Annotated in this window: 19 protein-coding genes, 1 tRNA gene and 4 pseudogenes; 9 read left to right on the plus strand and 15 right to left on the minus strand. The window is 35.0% G+C overall.

Going from position 1 to position 18,047, the window contains the following annotated elements; all coding sequences use genetic code 11:
• Window positions 1–26 precede the first annotated feature (26 nt).
• Window positions 27–1,355: a tRNA uridine-5-carboxymethylaminomethyl(34) synthesis GTPase MnmE gene (mnmE, locus tag ABWU36_RS06675; protein WP_264688437.1), complete on the minus strand. Its 1,329-nt coding sequence runs from the start codon at window positions 1,353–1,355 to the stop codon at window positions 27–29.
• A 213-nt stretch (window positions 1,356–1,568) separates the two neighbouring features.
• On the opposite strand from mnmE, the gene nuoI reads away from it, so the two are divergent.
• The 4 genes and pseudogenes from nuoI (at window position 1,569) to infC (ending at window position 4,735) form a co-directional block, all read left to right on the plus strand.
• Entirely contained in the window at window positions 1,569–2,051 is a 483-nt protein-coding gene (nuoI, locus tag ABWU36_RS06680) for an NADH-quinone oxidoreductase subunit NuoI (RefSeq protein ID WP_038199316.1), read from the plus strand.
• Window positions 2,051–2,305, plus strand: coding sequence for a hypothetical protein (locus tag ABWU36_RS06685; protein ID WP_353273197.1), 255 nt, complete (start codon window positions 2,051–2,053; stop codon window positions 2,303–2,305). Before nuoI ends, ABWU36_RS06685 begins: the two co-directional genes overlap by 1 nt.
• Entirely contained in the window at window positions 2,302–4,203 is a 1,902-nt protein-coding gene (gene thrS / locus ABWU36_RS06690) for a threonine--tRNA ligase (RefSeq protein WP_353273198.1), read from the plus strand. The genes ABWU36_RS06685 and thrS overlap by 4 nt, the downstream gene beginning before the upstream one ends.
• A 12-nt stretch (window positions 4,204–4,215) precedes the next feature.
• A pseudogene (gene infC / locus ABWU36_RS06695) lies at window positions 4,216–4,735 on the plus strand (translation initiation factor IF-3).
• A 28-nt stretch (window positions 4,736–4,763) separates the two neighbouring features.
• On the opposite strand, the pseudogene nuoF reads toward infC, so the two are convergent.
• Window positions 4,764–6,030: pseudogene (nuoF, locus tag ABWU36_RS06700) on the minus strand (NADH-quinone oxidoreductase subunit NuoF).
• An 18-nt stretch (window positions 6,031–6,048) separates the two neighbouring features.
• A tRNA-Lys gene (locus tag ABWU36_RS06705) sits at window positions 6,049–6,121 on the minus strand.
• 714 nt (window positions 6,122–6,835) lie between these two features.
• Between ABWU36_RS06705 and ABWU36_RS06710 the strand changes: the two genes are divergently transcribed.
• From ABWU36_RS06710 to ABWU36_RS06725, 4 genes are all read left to right on the plus strand, one after another.
• Window positions 6,836–7,360 carry a hypothetical protein gene (locus ABWU36_RS06710; RefSeq protein WP_353273199.1) on the plus strand — a complete coding sequence of 175 codons (525 nt, stop codon included), beginning with the start codon at window positions 6,836–6,838 and terminating at the stop codon, window positions 7,358–7,360.
• Between the two features lie 31 nt (window positions 7,361–7,391).
• A complete protein-coding gene (locus ABWU36_RS06715; protein ID WP_353273200.1) occupies window positions 7,392–8,369 on the plus strand; it encodes a hypothetical protein in 978 nt (325 codons plus the stop codon).
• Window positions 8,370–8,431: 62 nt separating this feature from the next.
• Window positions 8,432–8,746 carry a hypothetical protein gene (locus ABWU36_RS06720; protein ID WP_253309440.1) on the plus strand — a complete coding sequence of 105 codons (315 nt, stop codon included), beginning with the start codon at window positions 8,432–8,434 and terminating at the stop codon, window positions 8,744–8,746.
• Between the two features lie 121 nt (window positions 8,747–8,867).
• A complete protein-coding gene (locus ABWU36_RS06725) occupies window positions 8,868–9,296 on the plus strand; it encodes a hypothetical protein (RefSeq protein ID WP_253309439.1) in 429 nt (142 codons plus the stop codon).
• 77 nt (window positions 9,297–9,373) lie between these two features.
• On the opposite strand, the gene ccmE is transcribed toward ABWU36_RS06725, so the two are convergent.
• From ccmE to ABWU36_RS06785, 12 genes and pseudogenes are all read right to left on the minus strand, one after another.
• A complete protein-coding gene (ccmE, locus tag ABWU36_RS06730; RefSeq protein ID WP_253309438.1) occupies window positions 9,374–9,766 on the minus strand; it encodes a cytochrome c maturation protein CcmE in 393 nt (130 codons plus the stop codon).
• 117 nt (window positions 9,767–9,883) lie between these two features.
• Complete coding sequence (locus tag ABWU36_RS06735; protein ID WP_253309436.1) at window positions 9,884–10,606, minus strand: biotin--[acetyl-CoA-carboxylase] ligase; 723 nt, start codon at window positions 10,604–10,606, stop codon at window positions 9,884–9,886.
• Window positions 10,607–10,623: 17 nt separating this feature from the next.
• On the minus strand, window positions 10,624–11,988 hold the full coding sequence (locus ABWU36_RS06740) for an NADH-quinone oxidoreductase subunit N (protein WP_265045032.1): 1,365 nt from the start codon (window positions 11,986–11,988) through the stop codon (window positions 10,624–10,626).
• The gene (locus tag ABWU36_RS06745; RefSeq protein WP_253309434.1) at window positions 11,985–13,427 is read right to left on the minus strand and encodes a NuoM family protein; all 1,443 of its coding nucleotides are present in this window, start codon (window positions 13,425–13,427) and stop codon (window positions 11,985–11,987) included. The genes ABWU36_RS06740 and ABWU36_RS06745 overlap by 4 nt, the downstream gene beginning before the upstream one ends.
• Before the next feature lie 3 nt (window positions 13,428–13,430).
• Window positions 13,431–15,277, minus strand: a pseudogene (gene nuoL / locus ABWU36_RS06750) (NADH-quinone oxidoreductase subunit L).
• A gap of 4 nt (window positions 15,278–15,281) precedes the next feature.
• The gene (nuoK, locus tag ABWU36_RS06755; RefSeq protein WP_019236815.1) at window positions 15,282–15,590 is read right to left on the minus strand and encodes an NADH-quinone oxidoreductase subunit NuoK; all 309 of its coding nucleotides are present in this window, start codon (window positions 15,588–15,590) and stop codon (window positions 15,282–15,284) included.
• A complete protein-coding gene (locus ABWU36_RS06760; protein ID WP_253309432.1) occupies window positions 15,581–16,168 on the minus strand; it encodes an NADH-quinone oxidoreductase subunit J in 588 nt (195 codons plus the stop codon). Before ABWU36_RS06760 ends, nuoK begins: the two co-directional genes overlap by 10 nt.
• A gap of 60 nt (window positions 16,169–16,228) precedes the next feature.
• Window positions 16,229–16,450 (minus strand): hypothetical protein, encoded by a 222-nt coding sequence (locus ABWU36_RS06765; RefSeq protein WP_353273201.1) that lies wholly within the window; start codon window positions 16,448–16,450, stop codon window positions 16,229–16,231.
• Window positions 16,451–16,572: 122 nt separating this feature from the next.
• On the minus strand, window positions 16,573–16,884 hold the full coding sequence (locus ABWU36_RS06770) for a hypothetical protein (protein WP_353273202.1): 312 nt from the start codon (window positions 16,882–16,884) through the stop codon (window positions 16,573–16,575).
• Complete coding sequence (locus ABWU36_RS06775; RefSeq protein ID WP_353273229.1) at window positions 16,842–17,066, minus strand: hypothetical protein; 225 nt, start codon at window positions 17,064–17,066, stop codon at window positions 16,842–16,844. Before ABWU36_RS06775 ends, ABWU36_RS06770 begins: the two co-directional genes overlap by 43 nt.
• Before the next feature lie 50 nt (window positions 17,067–17,116).
• Complete coding sequence (locus tag ABWU36_RS06780; protein WP_353273203.1) at window positions 17,117–17,302, minus strand: hypothetical protein; 186 nt, start codon at window positions 17,300–17,302, stop codon at window positions 17,117–17,119.
• Entirely contained in the window at window positions 17,299–17,502 is a 204-nt protein-coding gene (locus ABWU36_RS06785) for a hypothetical protein (protein WP_353273204.1), read from the minus strand. Before ABWU36_RS06785 ends, ABWU36_RS06780 begins: the two co-directional genes overlap by 4 nt.
• A 259-nt stretch (window positions 17,503–17,761) precedes the next feature.
• Here ABWU36_RS06785 and ABWU36_RS06790 point away from each other — a divergent pair.
• Window positions 17,762–18,047: pseudogene (locus ABWU36_RS06790) on the plus strand (UvrD-helicase domain-containing protein); the annotation flags it as partial.

The raw sequence follows: 18,047 nt of genomic DNA on the forward strand, positions 1-18,047 counted from the left end.
TTGATTTTAAGCAATCTATAAAAGCTTTACTTGCCCACGCAAAAGTTGCTAAACACACTACTCAATATTTCCTCAACATTAATAATTCCAATCACCGCACCAAGTTCAAATGCAGCAAGCCTCAAATCTTCAGATATCAACTCAATTGGATTATCGATATTAAAACGTTGTAAATGTTCCAGTGCTTTCTGCATGTGACTCCTATGTCTTTGCCGAGTAATCACAGGAGTGTCTCTATCATGCCCAAATTTTTCCTCTGCCTTCTTTTTTATGAGAGAAATCAACTTGTTTGTACCTATTCCCTTTAAAATAGAAATAGGTAGAAAATCTACATCGCCAATCAGTATATTTCTGTCATTAATTGCATCGTCAGCTTTGCTCAATACATAAATAGTATCGCTATTTACAACGTTGCAATTGATATTATAACGTTGTTCAAAAGGAAATAGTTCTATTCTTAGATCAGCTTCAAAAGACCTCTTTTTTGCTCGACTTATGCCTTCTGATTCTATCGGGTCTGAACTCTCACGAATTCCAGCAGTATCAGAGAGAATGATTGGGTATCCGCCAATGTCAATATGAGCTTCAAGCACGTCTCTTGTTGTGCCTGCATATTCAGAAACAATAGCAATATCACGCTTGGCTAAGAAATTAAATAGAGTTGATTTACCGACATTTGGTTCACCAGTTATTACAATATGTAAACCCTCACGCAACCTTTCGCCCCGTCTATTATCATTTAAATGCTCTTGTATCAACTGCACGAGAGATTGCACTTCATTATTAATTTTTTTCAATTCACTTTTTTCTGCCCAAATGTCCTCTGGAAAGTCTATATATGCTTCGATTTTGGATTGTATCGTTATTAATCTTTGCCTCCAATTGCTGTATAGTCTCTCCAATTCTCCCGATATCTGCTTAATCGCTTGTTTAGCTTGCATTTTCGTCTCAGCATCAATTAAGTCTGCAATCCCTTCTATTTGCGTTAAGTCAAATTTACTATTTAGAAAAGCCCTAAGTGAGAATTCTCCAGGCTTGGCCATAACGAAAATTTTTGATAATTCCTCCAAGATGATTTTTATGACTGCCTTGCTTCCATGCACTTGTAACTCTATAACGTTCTCGCCAGTGAAACTGTTTGGAGCAGGGAAATAGATGATTATTCCATTATCTATCAATTGATTGGAATCATCATATAGATCAACTAAAGTAGCAAATCTTGGTTTAATTTCTTTCTTAATATGAAAATGATTTAAAGCTTTAAGCGCGTAGTTGCCTGAAATTCTGATTACTGCAACTCCTGACTTACCCAATACGGTCGATAAAGCGAAAATAGTTTCATTTGTGTTTGTCATTATTTATATAAACTACTTAGCAATATTACACTTAAGAAACCAAAATACCTAATTTGAAAATATTCAAAATTTTTATCTATCTTGCTAGTTTATAGTAATATCATATTAATAAATACATTATATAAAAAACTGCAAAGGTCACTCAGGTGAAAATATTTATTTTGAAAACTGATAATATGATTTATAATTATCAACATAGGTTTTAAATATTTTATGCTCAAGAAATTAGCTTGGTATTGGTCTTTTGTAGAGTTAATTAAAGGGTTTGTTATTACATTAAAATATATGTTTAAGCCAAAGGTTACTTTGAGGTATCCTATGGAGAAGGGCCCTTTAAGTCCAAGGTTTCGTGGTGAGCATGCGTTGCGTAGGTATCCAAACGGTGAAGAACGATGCATAGCTTGTAAATTATGCGAAGTTATCTGCCCTGCTCAAGCAATAGTTATTGAAGCAGAGGAAAGAGAAGACGGTAGTCGTCGCACCACGCGCTATGATATTGATATGACAAAATGCATATACTGCGGACTTTGCCAAGAGGCATGTCCAGTTGATGCAATTGTGGAGGGTCCTAACTTTGAATTTGCTACTGAAACAAGAGAGGAGCTAATGTACAATAAAGAAAAGTTATTGCGTAATGGTGAAGTTTGGGAAGACGCAATTGCACTCAGGTTAAAAAAGAATAGACCGTACTACTGATGTTAAAAATTTATAGCTTTCAAATCATTCCTCTGTTACCCAGGTGCTGTTTTTCTGTCATTTCAGTGTTCCTTTTTTTGTCATCCCAGTGCGTGACACTGGGATCCAGGTATAAAAATATTTGTAAATTGTGCAATGGACAACAGATTTTAGGAGCATACGTTAAACTAATTTCCATTATAAAAATAAGATGGATCCCAGTGTCACGCACTGGGATGACAAAGAGAGGGTTAGACAAAAGGGTCGATAAATGATTAAAATTACTTTTCCAGCTGAAAAAAGAATAGAAGAATATGACGATAAAGTCACTGGCTTTGATATATTACAACTGGATGCTTTGAAAGAAGCAGTTGCATTGAAAGTAAACGGTGAGTTGTATGATCTCTCACGTGAAATTGAATCTGATACAGAGATAGAGGTGATACAACTGAGTGACGAAGTGGGTTTGGACATAATAAGGCACGATGCTGCTCATATAATGGCGCAGGCAGTGAAAGAGCTATTTCCTAATACTCAGATTACTATTGGCCCAACAATTCAGGACGGTTTTTACTATGATTTTGCTACAGATCGTACCTTCACTACGGATGATCTTGCTGCAATAGAAAAGAAAATGAAAGAGATTGTAAAAAGTAATCACAGATTTGTTCGAGAGGTTTGGACTCGCAAGCAGGCAGTTGATTTCTTTAGTGGTATAGGCGAAAAATATAAGGTTGAAATTATATCCTCTATACCAGAGAGTGAAAACCTAACTGTTTATAGACAAGGCGATTTTGTTGACTTATGCCGCGGTCCACATTCTCCTTCAACTGGCAGAGTCAAAGCGTTTAAGCTTATGAAAGTTGCAGGAGCATACTGGCGTGGTGATTCTAAGGGTCCAATGTTACAGCGAATATATGGCACCGCATGGAGAAATAAGGATGAATTAAACGCTTACCTTGAGTGTCTCAAAGAAGCAGAAAAACGTGATCACCGCAAAATTGCTAAGGATATGGATTTATTTCACATCCAAGAGGAAGCTGTCGGGCAGGTTTTTTGGCATGAACAAGGATATACTCTATATAATGTTCTTGAGTCTTATATAAGAAAGAAATTGATAAATAATGGCTATTTTGAAGTAAAAACTCCTATTTTGGTAAGTAAAGAACTGTGGGAAAAGTCGGGACATTGGGATAAATTTCGTGAAAATATGTTCATTGTTGATGAATCTGAAAGCAAAAAGCTAGCAATAAAACCTATGAATTGTCCTTGTCATGTGCAGATTTTTAATTCTCACACGAGAAGCTATCGTGATCTACCAATACGTATGGCAGAGTTTGGTACATGCCATAGAAATGAAAGCTCAGGCTCATTGCACGGACTGATGCGAGTGCGTGGTTTTACGCAAGACGATGCACACATTTTTTGTATGGAAGAACAAGTAAATTCTGAAACTGTAAAGTTTTGTGACCTTTTAAAAGAAGTATATTCAGAGCTTGGATTCAATGAAATTTCTGTGAAATTTTCAGACCGTCCAGATATTAGAGCCGGTAATGATGAAGTGTGGGATAGAGCTGAAAAAGTGCTGCTTGAAGCCGTTAAAGAAGCGGGCTTGAGTTATGAACTGAGCCCTGGTGAAGGTGCATTTTATGGTCCAAAGTTAGAGTTCGTTTTGAAAGACGCAATAGGCAGAAATTGGCAATGTGGAACATTACAAGTTGATTTCATTTTACCAGAACGTCTGGGAGCTTTTTATATAGGGGCAGATGGGCACAAGCATCACCCTGTCATGTTACATAGGGCAATTCTTGGGACTTTTGAGCGTTTTATCGGAATTTTGATAGAAAATTATGCAGGAAAATTTCCAGTTTGGCTTGCTCCAACGCAACTTGCTATTCTGACCATTACAAATGAAGCTGACGGTTACGCCACAGAAATTAGCAATATTTTAAAAGAACAAGGTGTGAGAGTCAAGACTGATTTGACCAATGAAAAAATTAGTTATAAGATACGTTTGCATAGTTCAAACAAGGTTCCTATATTATGGATTATAGGCAAAAATGAAGTTACAAGTAAAACTGTGTCAGTGAGAAATTTAGGATCAGAAAGACAGGAGTCTTTTTCTTTGGAAAAGGCTACTGAATCGCTGTTAAAAAGTGTTAATTTGAATTAAGGGAGTTAAAGTTTGCAAATAAAAAAGAACAATAAAAATAGAATTAATGAAACTCATCACAGCTAAGGAGGTACGCTTAGTTGATCACAGTGGTGAAATGGTCGGAATTGTGCCAATAGAACAAGCTTTGGCATCTGCTCAGAATGTCGGTTTAGACTTGGTGGAAATTGCACCTGATTCAACTCCTCCAGTATGTAAAGTTCTGGATTACAGCAGACAAAAATATGATGCAAAAAAGAAGGCAAGTGAAGCAAAAAAGAAACAAAAAGCATTAACTATAAAAGAAGTTAAACTGGGTCCCAATATTGGTGATCACGACTACGAAACAAAATTGCGTCAAACAATGGATTTTCTTGTGCATGGACATAAAATTAAAGTTACAATGAGATTTAGAGGGAGAGAGCTTATAAACACTGAAGTTGGACTGGAAAAATTAGAACGGCTAATTAGAGACACTGAAGATATTGCAAAGGTAGAATTAGCACCTAAAAGAGAAGGAAATCAATATTTTTTAACTTTGGTTGCTAAGTAGCAAAACGGCTTAAGAAGTATAAGTAGAGTTAAATTATCGCTCTCTCTTTGATAACATGGCGAAAATGTCTTATTAATCCTTGAATCGGCCAAGCTGCAGCATCACCAAGCGCGCAAATTGTATGTCCTTCTATTTGAGTTGTAAGGTCAAGCAGCTTATCTATTTCATCAGGCTTAATATCTCCTGCCACCATCCTCTTCATAATCCTCCACATCCATCCAGTACCTTCACGGCATGGTGTGGCATTGTCCACAGGACTCATGCATGTAAAAGTGTGATAACCTCTCTATTGCAGCTATTATATCAGTTGATTTATCCATCACTATTACAGCAGCAGTACCAAGCCCTGATTGTGCGGTTCTTAATGAATCAAAATCCATTTCAATAGTATCGCATATAGATTTTGGAATTAATGGCACTGAAGACCCACCAGGTATTACAGCAAGTAAATTATCCCAACCCCCCTCGCACTCCACCTGCGTATTTTTCAATCAATTCACGTAGTGGAATTCCGAGCTCTTCTTCAACATTACACGGGTTGTTTACATGTCCTGAAATACAAAAAATCTTAGTACCAGTATTATTTGGTTTACCAAGAGATGCAAACCATTCTCCTCCGCGATTTAGAATATCTGGAACCATGGCTATAGTTTCAACGTTGTTTATTGTGGTTGGACAGCCAAAAAGTCCAACACCTGCGGAAATGGAGGTTTCATGCGAGGAAAGCCCTTTTTTCCTTCAATTGATTCGAGTTGAGCTGTTTCTTCCCAACATATGTAAGCTCCTGCACCCCTATGGATAAACACATCAAGATTACCATTAATACAACCTGATTTGCAGGCATTTTTTCCAATTAAGTTTTCTTTATAGGCTGCTTCCTCAAGTGCTTTTTTTAGAACTAAATATTCATTATAAAATTCACCCCTGATATAAATATACGCAACTGATGCGCTGATCGCTTTGCCGGCTAGGAGAATTCCCTCAAGTAACTTATGTGGCTCATATCGCAATATATCTCTATCTTTACATGTACCAGGTTCTGACTCATCTGCATTGACTACTAAATATGCTTTTGGGAGATTTTTGGGCATAAAGCTCCACTTAAGGCCGGTGGAAAATCCTGCACCCCCTCGACCTCTCAAACCAGATTTCTTTACTTCATCAATGATCTTTTCTGATCCTAAATCTAGTAACTCCTTTGTTTTTTGCCAGCTACCACGTTTTTTCGCACCCTTAAGTAGTGGAGTTTCTTTACCATTTAGGTTGGTGAATATTTTGTCTTGTTCTTTTAGCATGTTTTTCAAATTTGTGAGTGATCCCGACGCGATTCGAACGCGTGACTCACTGATTAAAAGTCAGTTGCTCTACCGGCTGAGCTACGGGATCATTTCATTTTTCAGCTATACTAAACATCAATACAGTTTTTATCCGTTTTAATCAAACTAAAATTTTCATGTGTGGTTAAATAAATTATATAATATACTGCGTTAGTGATAATTTAGTTAAAAAATCTATGGATAATTTAAAAAATTTTAAAGGAAAACTTCTTGTTAATTTTCAGTTCACAGATTTATTTGGATGGTGTGAAGTATAACGCTAAGGAGATAAGAAAAATAGAAAACTGTATATACCCTGCAGAATTTGTGCACTATTATAATGCTTAGCAATAGCCTATAGCTAACACGTCACACTGCTGCAGATAGATTCCGCTAACACGCAGCGGAATGACGGTTTTTCAAATTGTCAGTAAATCTAAGTCAGTTTAGCTATAACAGATAAATATTTCTTGCATTTCAGCCTGAGTGATTTATGCTTTAAGCAAGAATTGGGGCATAGCTCAGCTGGTAGAGCATCTGTTTTGCACGCAGAAGGTCAGCGGTTCGATCCCGCTTGCCTCCACCAATATAGGTTCTAGCATATCATAAAGTCAGCTTATTTTAGCCCATTAGTATTTTATACTAGTTCCCTAAAAAATCCCTCTTTCTGTAACTTTTCTTTATGCAAGTAATGTTTGTTATTATAATTCTAATATATACCAATTTAATAATAAATTAATCAATAAATGTTAGAATACTAACAGTTAATTTATTGGTAATGCCTATGAGTGGAAAAAAGCATGTTTTTAAGATGGTACCTGGAAAGTCTCTTGTGATAAGCGAAGGAATGACATGCTATCCAGGCAAAAATGTTTGTTTAGGAACCTCTTTTTCTGGCAGAGATAATGCTGATGTGAGTAGACCATACAAAATTGCTAAACTTGCTTTTATACCGCTGAATGATAAAAGTGAAGAGGTGCTAACACTAAACGTAAACTTCTGTCAATTTCATAACGGAATGTATACTTGTCTTAATGAATCGGGACAAAGTCTGAACGCTAATAACTGGTATAACCGAGATGCCACTAATAATTCTCTTATATACCTTAATGATCAGCTAGTAAACGTAGTAACTAGTGTAGGAGATAACAGTGAAAGATACAGTAGTGTGGATTTTCTTGCACAAGCTGTATCGTATCAATACGTAACGCGAGACGAAAGTGGTAAATACTATTTCTCAGATAAAAAAGGAAATATTATCGATTCACCTTACAATACAGCGCTGCAAAAAAAACGTAGCACCTTGTAATGCAGGGGAAATAAAGGAAATAGTGAATAATATGTTACTTGATATACCTATTCAACTGCAAAAAATAATTTTTGAACTGAATTCAAATCAACTCCAGATTTTAGCACAGAATTTAACGAATGAGCAGCTGCAAAAAATAATTCCTGAACTAAATTCAAACCAGTTGCAGGTCTTAGCAGAGAACTTAATGGATGAACAACTCCAAGCTTTAGTGGATCATCTAACCAATCACCAGCTAAAAACCCTTGCTCAGGAACTAAATCCAGAAAAGTTACAAATAATTGTTCCTCTTTTAGATAAAAATCAGCTTACAAACCTAGTGAAAGACTTAAATCTAGACCAAGTAAAAGAAATTTTCCCTCACCTTAAAATGAATCAGTTTCTGGAGGCTATCAAGACAATAAGCAATGATCAGTTTGTAGAACTAATAAAAGATGCAGATGAGAAAAGTATAAACACTATTTTGGACGAAACGTTGAAAAATCGACTTCCAGCCCTAGTACACAATTTAGAAGGAGATAGATTACATGATTTAATTAATAAGCTAGACCACAAGAAACTTGCAATAGTAGCTCGAGATTTAACTGATCCTAATAAGATTCAGATTATCATTAAGTCTTTAGTTGATAACCCAGACAAACTTCAAGCTTTTGCTCGCAATATGTCTAATGAGCAGTTTAAAGAACTTTTGGATAACATAGGCGCAGAAGAGCTTAAAGACATCATTCACAAACTGCCTTATGAGAAAGTGACATCTGTGATTGGTGATCTCAGCAATCAAGATCAGTCTAAAGCTATTATTGATGCATTAAAAGAGAAGTTTGATGAACAAAACAAGAAACAAGAGGAAATGAAAGAAAAACTTGAAGAACTTAAGGAATTGCTGGAAGGTGATGATATAGTTAACCCCAATCAATTTAGCTATCAACATTCTTCTGTAGTAAATGAAGAGTATTACCTTAACAGTAATGATGCTTATACTGTTCAGGATTACTCCATATCTGTTTAGCAGATTACAGAAGATAATGAATAACATTATTTTTAATATTATTATTTAAGGAGTTAATAAACATGAATAATTCAACAGAAGATAAAAAATTTAATGTGGAGTTAATTGAGGCACCATTAAAAGAGATAACAGGAACTAAAGGGATGGTAAAAGCTGACACATTTGTAGAATCAGTCAATCCCATAATAAAACATATCAATAATGTAGTAAGCCAAACCACACAGCACTTATCTACAATAAAGAAGGAAATTGGTGATAAAGATTCAGGTTTAATTGGGAAAATCGATAAATTGAGAGATGAAGTAGATTCATTCACGGATTCTGACATAACAAATCCCAACACCTTTTTTTCTCCAGAGTTAAATCCACTAGGATAGAAAATAGCTAATAATTAGCAAAAATAAGAAAAAGTAATAGCCCAGTGGGCTATTACTTTTTTCACATACCATTTCAAGGTAACTAGTTAGTTTTAAATTCTAATTTTTTATAGGAGTTAATATGAGTAATTACAGTGTAAAAGAAAGCGAAAGCAACTTTGGAGTAACAAGCAGAATGAGCGGTACCAATCGTAGAATAATAAATGACATAGAGGTCAAAATTAAGCCTAAATCTTTTGAAGGCAATAAAGAAAAGAATGCGTCGGTCGATTACGTCCACAAAATTCTAGATAAACTAGTCAAAGATTTAAATGACACATTTGTTCCTAAATTGAATGACGTGTTGAAAGGTCATCAAGATTATATGGATGAATTGTATGATAATTCAAATAGGGTTGAAGAGCTAGTTATGGATAATAAGAAGGATCTTAAATTTTTGAAAGAAAACTTTGACAACCTAAACGAAGAGGTTGGAAAATTAAAAACAGGAACAACTGGTGGTGATAACATAGATGAATGGGAAGCGCCAACTCACTCTGATATATTATAGTAGTTAGGAAAGTAACAGCTTGCTAGCAGGCTGTTACTCTCTCTACATATCGTTTCAATACAGCTGAATTAGGGAATCTATTTTAAAACTTTCGGCATATAGTTCTCATCATGTTTTGCAAACACTGTATCTGCAAGAAAAGTACTATTATCAAACATTTTACCTTGCACAACAACACCACTTTTTTCTGAAAACATTGGTGGAAGTATTCCCTGATATTTCACCATAACGCTCTTATTAAAATCTGTCATTTGAAAAATCACTTCGCTTTCGCTCCGTATCACACTATTTTCAACAACCATTCCACCAACACGGATTGGCTTTTGATTATTTGGTAAAACTATTGCCTCACTTACTGTATAGAAAAATGAGATATTTTCTTTGAGCGTTGTTAAAATAAAAAAAACTGCACAACTTAAAAAGCAGAAAATTCCTGAAGTTATAAGTAATCGCTTATGTTTCTTCTTCATTATTACTTTTAAGGCTTTCTAAGATTTTTTTACTTTTAATATAGCAAGAAATGGTAAAAATTAGCTCTCCAGCAATCAGCGTGAAACTAATAAGGTAAGCAAAAATTACATATGTATTCATAATGCATTATCAATAAATAACTCACCTGCATCAAAATAAATTAAGCTTCCATCCTTTTGCTGCAACACCAATTTACCACTTTTATCTATATCAGCAAAAATTCCTTCATACAATTTGTCAGCTAACTTTACACTGATTTGCTCATTCATTTTGAATGCTTTTTTTAACCACATTTCTCTTATAGCATAAAACCCATCAAATAGCCATTGCTTTCTTAGCTTATTAAAATTTATTATTAATTCCTTTAACAGATCCATGTTAGACACAGATTCACCGTAATTGCTAATGCACGTTGTTCCTGGAAGTGGTGCATGATTGACATTAATTCCAATTCCTATAATGAGCCAATTCGAATTGGATCTTTTTTCAAGCAATATTCCACTTATTTTCTTGCCATCGATTAGAATGTCATTTGGCCATTTATGTTGAACGTTACTGTCACTTATAAATGATAGTAACGTGTTGCCAACAGCAAGAGCAGTAACAAAAGTCAATTCTGTCAATTTGCTGACATCCGTTTCTTGGTTAATTATCAAACTCGCATAGAGATTACCCTCTGGAGAAATCCAGCTTTTTCCAGTGCGTCCCCTACCTTCTGTTTGTTTATCAGCAATAATGACAGTTTCATTTGATATTCCTTTATCAATTAAATCTAACGCTTCTTCGTTAGTGCTTGAAACTTCTTTGTAATGATGAATATGAAAGCCCTTAGGGATCACCTTGTCAGCCCTTTAGTTCAATGAGTGAGTAAAACGTATAAGAAAAGAACGAGGTTGATAAGTGAAGCCACTGAAGTGATAATGAATAGACCCTTAGAATAAGCAACCTTATTACCACTAGCTTTATCAAAATACATAACTTTCATGATATTTAAATAATAGTAGCATGATATCACACTCGCTATTACAAGGATCAAAGACAGGCTGATAAAGCCAGAATTTATTAAACTTTTGAATATAAAAAATTTAGCGATAAAACCTGCAAGTGGAGGTATTCCCGACATCGAGAGTAGCAGTACAGAAAGATGAAATGCTACAATTGGGTGTTTCTTCCCTATACCAGATAAATTTGCAATATCACAATCGTCATCGTCAATTTGTACGAGATATGAGAATAGTCCTATGCTTGTGATGATATATATCACCAAATACATTAAGGCACTATCTGTTCCTGCTTGTGTAAAAATAGAAAGTGAAGCAAATATAAAACCAATGTGACCAATTGAACTGTAAGCAAGCAGCCTTTTTAAGTTTTGCTGACGCAAGGCCCCAAAAGCTGAGATAAGCACAGACAATGCTGAAACGTATAAGAAAATAGGCTGAACATAACTTTTTACATTTACTAACTCTTCATTCATCAATCGAATTAAAAATGTTACAAGTGCAGCTTTTGGGGCCGTAGAAAAAAACGCAGTTACTATGGTAGGTGCACCTTGATAGACATCTGGAGCCCACATATGAAAAGGAGCAATAGCAAGCTTGAAACACAAACCAATAAGGATAAAAACTAACCCAAAAACTATTCCATAAGTTATCTGATGGTTTTGCAAGAATGAACATAGCTCAGAGAAATTGACTTGTCCTGTATATCCATAAAGCAGCGACATTCCATATAGCATAATGCAGGAAGATAGTGCACTAAGTGTAAAATATTTCACTCCTGCTTCACATGAATAAGCTGAATCTTTATTAAAGCTCGCAAGAACATATAAAGATATACTCATCAACTCAAAAGCTAAGTAAAAAGAAATCAGACTATTTGCTGAAACCAAAGTTATCATGCCAAATAGCGCAAAAAGAATCAGTATTGAAAATTCATATTTATAGTCATATTTTGATAAATTCAGCATCAAAAGTATTAAAATTCCTGTGCTGAGAATTAACCCTTGGGCTGACCTGATGTATAAATTGAGTTTTAACAACGAATTAAAGAGAAAAATTTCATTGTTTTCTGCCGAAATAATTAAAATAATCAAAGTTACCACTGTGCAGCCAAGTGCTAATAAGTTGATAGTTCGGCGGTTAAATATAATTCCAAGCAGTAGCAACACTAACGAGGAGATAATAGAGAACGTTTCCGGCAATATCTGTATATAATTCATAGCGCATTATATTTGACTAACAAATTTGCCATACATGGCTTCAAATAATTCAGTGCAAGGGTTGGGTAGAATCCAAGCAAAATAACAAACACTGCAAGCAGAATTAAGACAGAAAATTCTATGCTATCCAAGCGATTATTTAATAATTTAGAATAGCTAACCCCCCATATTATTTGCTTACATAAATTCAGCATATAAACTGCGCTTAAAATAGTGCCAAGTGCGATAAATCCTGTAAAAAAACCTATGCTCTTAAACATTCCAACCATAGCCAAAAACTCACCTATGAACCCAGATGTTCCAGGTAGCCCTATTGAAGCCATTGAAAACAAAATGAACATAAAACCAAATTTTGGCATTGTATTTACTATGCCAAAGTACTTTGCAATCTCCAAAGTTCCAGTTCGAGTATATAGCATTCCAACACACAAAAATAAAGCAGCAGAAATAAGGCCATGACTAATCATTTGAAATATGCTACCCAGTACTCCTTCCTCACAAAATGAAAAGAGGCCAGCGGTAACGATTCCCATATGTGCTATTGAAGAATAAGCTATTAACTTCTTTATATCATCTTGAGCAAACGCAACTAGAGAAGCATATATCACCGCAATAATGCTCAGCACAACAACGAAATTTGAAAAATACAAACTTGCCTGAGGAAGCATTGGAATAGAAAACCTTAAAAATCCATATCCCCCCATTTTAATAAGCAAGCCAGCTAAAATCACAGACCCAGAAGTTGGTGATTGCACATGCGCATCAGGAAGCCAAGTGTGAAATGGAAACATAGGTACTTTTATTGCAAAAGAAATAAAAAATGCAATCCACAGCAATGACTGCACTTCAAGATCAAGGCTTGGCACTAATGTAGCTAATTTTTGTATACTAAACGTTCCAAAAACACTATAGATGTATACCAACCCAAGTAGAAATAATAATGAGCCAGTTAATGTATAAAGAAATAACTTAAACGTCGCATATATCCTTTGCTTCCCTCCCCAAATGCCAATAATAAAGAACATTGGTATTAAGACAGCTTCAAAAAACACATAAAAGCTTATAGCATTCAGTGAAACGAAAAAACCGACTACAAAACTCTCAAGCAGTAGAAATAATGCCATATAGGCTTTTAGGGTCGTATAACTCATTTTGCAATTATAGAGCATACAAATAACAAACAAGAAGGTCGTAAGTAGAAGGAAAAGCAACGATATTCCATCCACCCCTATTCCAATATCTCTTACTGGATAGCTGACAAACTGAAAGTCCGCATTGTTATAATCAAATTCTATACAAGCTACAATGCTAAGCAAAAATGGAAGTACAGCAAAAAATAGGGCAAGGAATCTTAAGTGTATAGATTGATGATTAATCCTGATCGAGGATAAAATCAACGCTCCTATCAGTGGAAGCAAGAATATACTAAGTAACAACACCTTCTATTTAATTCCAATAATATATAAAGCACCGATTATTAAAGTAACAAACATAATAAATGCATAATCAAATATATAACCAGTTTGTAACTTTATAGAACTTTTTGAACATTCGTTAACCAACCTTACAACACCATTTGGTCCAAATGAATCAATAGCCTTAACATCAAACTTCCATAGAAGCCTAGATATAAACCTTATCGGTGCAATTATAACAAACTCATACACCTCATCAAAGTACCATTTATTCTGCAAAAACTTAAGTAAAAATTTACTCTTAATTTGCCTAATTACTTGATATTGGTAAATCAGGTACGCAAGAGCTATTCCACTTAGGCTTGCCAAGGTTGGTAGTAGTTTTATAAAGAAATTATGAACTCCATGCTCATCAATCACCATTAAACTTGATTTCCAAAACGCATTACTAGTTATGTTCAAAATATTTGCTCCCCACACTCCAGAAAATACCGATCCAAAAGCAAGTATCAGTAATGGTATAAGCATAATCTTCGGTGCTTCATGTATATTAATTTTACTTTGTTTTTGGCTATGGAACACAAGAAGCAATAACCTCCAAGAGTAAAACGCTGTGAAGAATGCAACAACTAAGCTTATTACAAAAGCAAAGCTATCCGTGCTATAAGCATGTTCAATTATCAAATCCTTTGAGTAAAAACCTGCAAATGGAAATATTCCAGAAAGCGCAAGAGACCCAATCCACATGAGAGTGTAAGTGCAAGGGATTTTCTTCCAGCAATTTCCCATTTTCTGAATGTTTTGCTCATGATGCATTGCATGAATTACATTGCCAGCACCAAGAAATAGTAGAGCTTTAAAAAAAGCGTGTGTCATTAAATGAAAAATAGCAACATTGTAAGCAGAAAGCCCACATGCCATGAACATATAACCAAGTTGGCTGCAGGTTGAATAAGCAATTATTTTTTTTATATCGTTCTGAGTAATCGCAACCGTAGCTGCAAAAAAAGCAGTAAGTGCCCCAACAATAACTATTAATTCTCGTGCCACATTTGATAGCTCAAACAATGGAGAACATTTTGCTACTAAAAATATACCTGCTGTTACCATCGTTGCTGCGTGAATGAGTGCAGAAACAGGGGTTGGCCCTTCCATTGCATCTGGCAACCAAACATGTAAACCAAGCTGTGCAGATTTACCCATACAGCCAATAAAAAGTAATATGCATATTATATGAATTATTTTAAATTCACAGCAGAATGCCCTAATGTTCTGTGCGCCAAGAAGATCAGCTGTGTCAAAACTTCAGTAAATTTCAAAGAGTGAAATGTATAATAAATAAGAAAGATTCCAATTAATAGTGCAAAGTCTCCTACCCTATTTACAACAAATGCTTTAATTGCTGCATTATTTGCAGAATATTTTTGGAACCAAAATCCTATGAGTAAATAAGAACATAGGCCAACCCCTTCCCAGCCAAAAAAAAGCTGCACGAAATTATCGCTTACAACCAGCACAATCATGCAAAACGTAAATAGCGATAGGTAAGAAAAAAACCTCGACTTCCCTTTATCATGCTCCATATAACCGATAGAATAGAGGTGGACTACTAGTGAAACGGTGGTAATAACAATAAGCATTAAGGATGAGAGAGCATCCACACTAATTGCCCAATTTACTTTTAATACACTTAATGAAAACAAAGGAAATAAAACTAAATGATAGTTTTCAGAGAAGGTGAGAAAAACATACCAAGATAAAACTGCAGATATTCCAATCCCTGCCGTTGTAACTAACTGACTTTTTCTAAAAAGTGCTGCAAATAGCGAACCAAAGAGTGGCAAAAATACTATTAATTTCAGTATATCCATCATACTTTCATTCTTTCATTAAGTTCGCTTGTTCAACATCTATATTGCCACGACTTCTATAATATACAACCAATATTGCAAGCCCAACTCCTGACTCTGCTGCCGCAACAGTCAACACAAACATCACAAAAATTTGCCCAACTATATCATTCATAAAGGCAGAAAAAGCAACTAAATTGATGTTAATCGCCAGCAATAATATTTCTATTGATAACAGTATATTGATTATGCTCTTACGGTTAATGAAAATACCGCACACCCCAATAGTGAACAAAATAGCAGCAACTATCAAAAAATGATTTAATCCTATTTCCATTCTACTCCTTTTCCAAATTTAGCCTTAACCAATTTTACAGATGAAGATTGTGTCAATTGCTTTAATACATTCTGTTTTTTAACTCCTTTTTTCTTGTCCTGCAAAGTAAGAGCAATTGCACCGACAATTGCAACAAGCAGCAGAATACCAGAAAGATGAAAAGCGTACATGTAGTCAGTGTAGAGCAAATTACCGATAGCTTTCACGTTATTGGCATTATAGTTTATAACATTACTTATATTCAGCGTTGAGCTGCGGATTACAAAACTGATAATCAGAAAAAACACAACACATAATATAGCACCAGGAGTGAAATGCTTCGCAAAACCCTGGCGCAACCTTATGTAGTCAATATCGAGCATCATAACTACAAAAAGGAATAACACTGCAACCGCACCGATATATACTATCAGCACCATCATAGCAATGAATTCAGCTCCAAGGAGAATAAAAAGAACTGCAGAATTAACGAAGGTGAAAATTAAAAATAATACTGCATGCACAGGATTTCTTACACTAATTACACAAACAGCAGATAAAATGCTAAGAATTGCGAAAAAATAAAAGAAAAAAGGCATCGATACTTTAACTGCAACAACAATTACTAATTTAAAGTGACTATCGTTGTAAAGTCAATACTAAATGCCTACCTTATGGATTAAACACTCAGGGATAAGGACATTCTTAATTGCAGTACACATACTCATATCAGGATCATTTTGCTTCTCTTCACTGACCTTTTCACAAAATTTTCCAATACCATAACCCACCAGTGCACCAACAACAGTGGCTGCAATAAATACTGCAACAGCAACAACAGGAGTTAAAGCAGCAGCTCCTGCAAGATATGCTATGCTCAAACCTAAAAATAAGCCAATTGCTGTACTGTAGCCAGCATAATATTTGCTATTGTTTTCAGGACTGAATGGTAGATTTTGATTATGGTAATGTACAACAACAGTACAATTTGTAAGCTTAGCTTCTAGCTCTTTTCTAACTTCATCACCACACCTTCGGTTAAGATAAGATGTTGAAGCTTTGTAAAGTTACCATTAGCTAAAGCTTTTGCACCTTCATTACGAATGTAGTTGTCTTTTAAACTAAGGTATTCAAGCTTTGTAAGATTGTTATTAGCTAAAGCTTTTGCACCTTCATCACCAATATTGTTGTTTTCTAAGTTAAGCTGCTCGAGATTTTCAAACTTACCATTGGCTAAAACTTTTGCGCCCTTTTTACCAATCTTATTCCGGGTTAAATTAAGTTGAACAAGATTGATAAGATTACCTTCAGCCAACCCTTTTGCACCTTCAGAAGCACCAATATTATTTGCGTTAAATCAAGATATTTAAGATTTTCAAGCTTACCATTAGCTAAAGCTTTTGCACCTTTACCACCAATTTTGTTACATGATAATTTAAGCCATTCAAGACTTGTAAGATTACCGTTAGCTAGAGCTTTTGCACCTTCATCACCAATATTGTTGTTTTTTAAATTAAGCTGCTTGAGATTTTCAAGCTTACCATTGGCTAAAGCTTTTGCACCTTCATCACCATATTGTTGTTTTCTAAGTTAAGCTGCTTGAGATTTTTAAGCTTGCCATTGGCTAAAGCTTTTGCACCTTCAACACTAATATTGTTACTCAATAAGTTAAGTCTAGTCAGACTGGTAAGACTAGCTAAAGCTTTTGCACCTTTATCACTAATGTTGTTCATGATAAATCAAGTGAAGTAAGATGTGTAAGCTTAGCTAACTCTTTTGCATCTTCATCATCAATTTTACACCATTCTAGACCAAGTTCTGTAATGTGTGTTTCATTTTGTAAAAACCTTACTAGCTCTTTAACCACTATATCTACAGCAACACATCCATGTATAAAAAGTGCATTGCCTTTAATATATTTGTCAAAATCCATTTTTCCTCCTCACAAGAATTATCATATAAACATTTTAGCCTGTATCTCAGTGATTGTCAATTATTGACTTGTATCCTTATAATGTAAGGTATTGGAACTGAAATAGATTGTCCCGGCAGGTTATACTAGAATTAGTACAATAAATTGGTATGGTGGGACCATACACCTAGGACATCTTTAACTGTTCTATTCAATAAAACCTTTACAATATTTCGATCATAGGTTTAACTTTACGAAGTTATAATCTATAGAGCTGCAAATGAACGATTATCTCTCACTGCTAAATCCAGAACAACAATTAGCTGTAACTAACATAGATGGACCGTTTTAATATTGGCAGGAGCCGGAACCGGAAAAACAAGAACGATCACTTCAAGAATAGCGCACATAATTAGGAACGGTCACGCTTACTCTGATGAGATATTAGCAGTGACATTCACAAACAAAGCAGCAAATGAGATGGTATCAAGGGTACTTGAGCTAACAGGCACAAACATACCATGGCTTGGCACTTTCCATGCAATTGCAGCAAAATTCTACGTCAT

The sequence above is a fragment of the Wolbachia endosymbiont (group A) of Portevinia maculata genome, assembly GCF_964028525.1.
Taxonomy (GTDB): domain Bacteria; phylum Pseudomonadota; class Alphaproteobacteria; order Rickettsiales; family Anaplasmataceae; genus Wolbachia.

What these genes read in the sequence shown, in the direction of transcription:
- ABWU36_RS06715 (WP_353273200.1), top strand. Translation starts at nt 7,392, where the DNA reads ATGTTACTTGATATACCTATTCAACTGCAAAAAATAATTTTTGAACTG.
- ABWU36_RS06780 (WP_353273203.1), bottom strand. Translation starts at nt 17,302, where the DNA reads ATGAACAACATTAGTGATAAAGGTGCAAAAGCTTTAGCTAGTCTTACC.
- ABWU36_RS06725 (WP_253309439.1), top strand. Translation starts at nt 8,868, where the DNA reads ATGAGTAATTACAGTGTAAAAGAAAGCGAAAGCAACTTTGGAGTAACA.
- ABWU36_RS06785 (WP_353273204.1), bottom strand. Translation starts at nt 17,502, where the DNA reads ATGGATTTTGACAAATATATTAAAGGCAATGCACTTTTTATACATGGA.
- thrS (WP_353273198.1), top strand. Translation starts at nt 2,302, where the DNA reads ATGATTAAAATTACTTTTCCAGCTGAAAAAAGAATAGAAGAATATGAC.
- ccmE (WP_253309438.1), bottom strand. Translation starts at nt 9,766, where the DNA reads ATGAAGAAGAAACATAAGCGATTACTTATAACTTCAGGAATTTTCTGC.
- ABWU36_RS06685 (WP_353273197.1), top strand. Translation starts at nt 2,051, where the DNA reads ATGTTAAAAATTTATAGCTTTCAAATCATTCCTCTGTTACCCAGGTGC.
- ABWU36_RS06760 (WP_253309432.1), bottom strand. Translation starts at nt 16,168, where the DNA reads ATGCCTTTTTTCTTTTATTTTTTCGCAATTCTTAGCATTTTATCTGCT.
- mnmE (WP_264688437.1), bottom strand. Translation starts at nt 1,355, where the DNA reads ATGACAAACACAAATGAAACTATTTTCGCTTTATCGACCGTATTGGGT.
- ABWU36_RS06710 (WP_353273199.1), top strand. Translation starts at nt 6,836, where the DNA reads ATGAGTGGAAAAAAGCATGTTTTTAAGATGGTACCTGGAAAGTCTCTT.
- nuoI (WP_038199316.1), top strand. Translation starts at nt 1,569, where the DNA reads ATGCTCAAGAAATTAGCTTGGTATTGGTCTTTTGTAGAGTTAATTAAA.
- ABWU36_RS06740 (WP_265045032.1), bottom strand. Translation starts at nt 11,988, where the DNA reads ATGAATTATATACAGATATTGCCGGAAACGTTCTCTATTATCTCCTCG.
- nuoK (WP_019236815.1), bottom strand. Translation starts at nt 15,590, where the DNA reads ATGGAAATAGGATTAAATCATTTTTTGATAGTTGCTGCTATTTTGTTC.
- ABWU36_RS06720 (WP_253309440.1), top strand. Translation starts at nt 8,432, where the DNA reads ATGAATAATTCAACAGAAGATAAAAAATTTAATGTGGAGTTAATTGAG.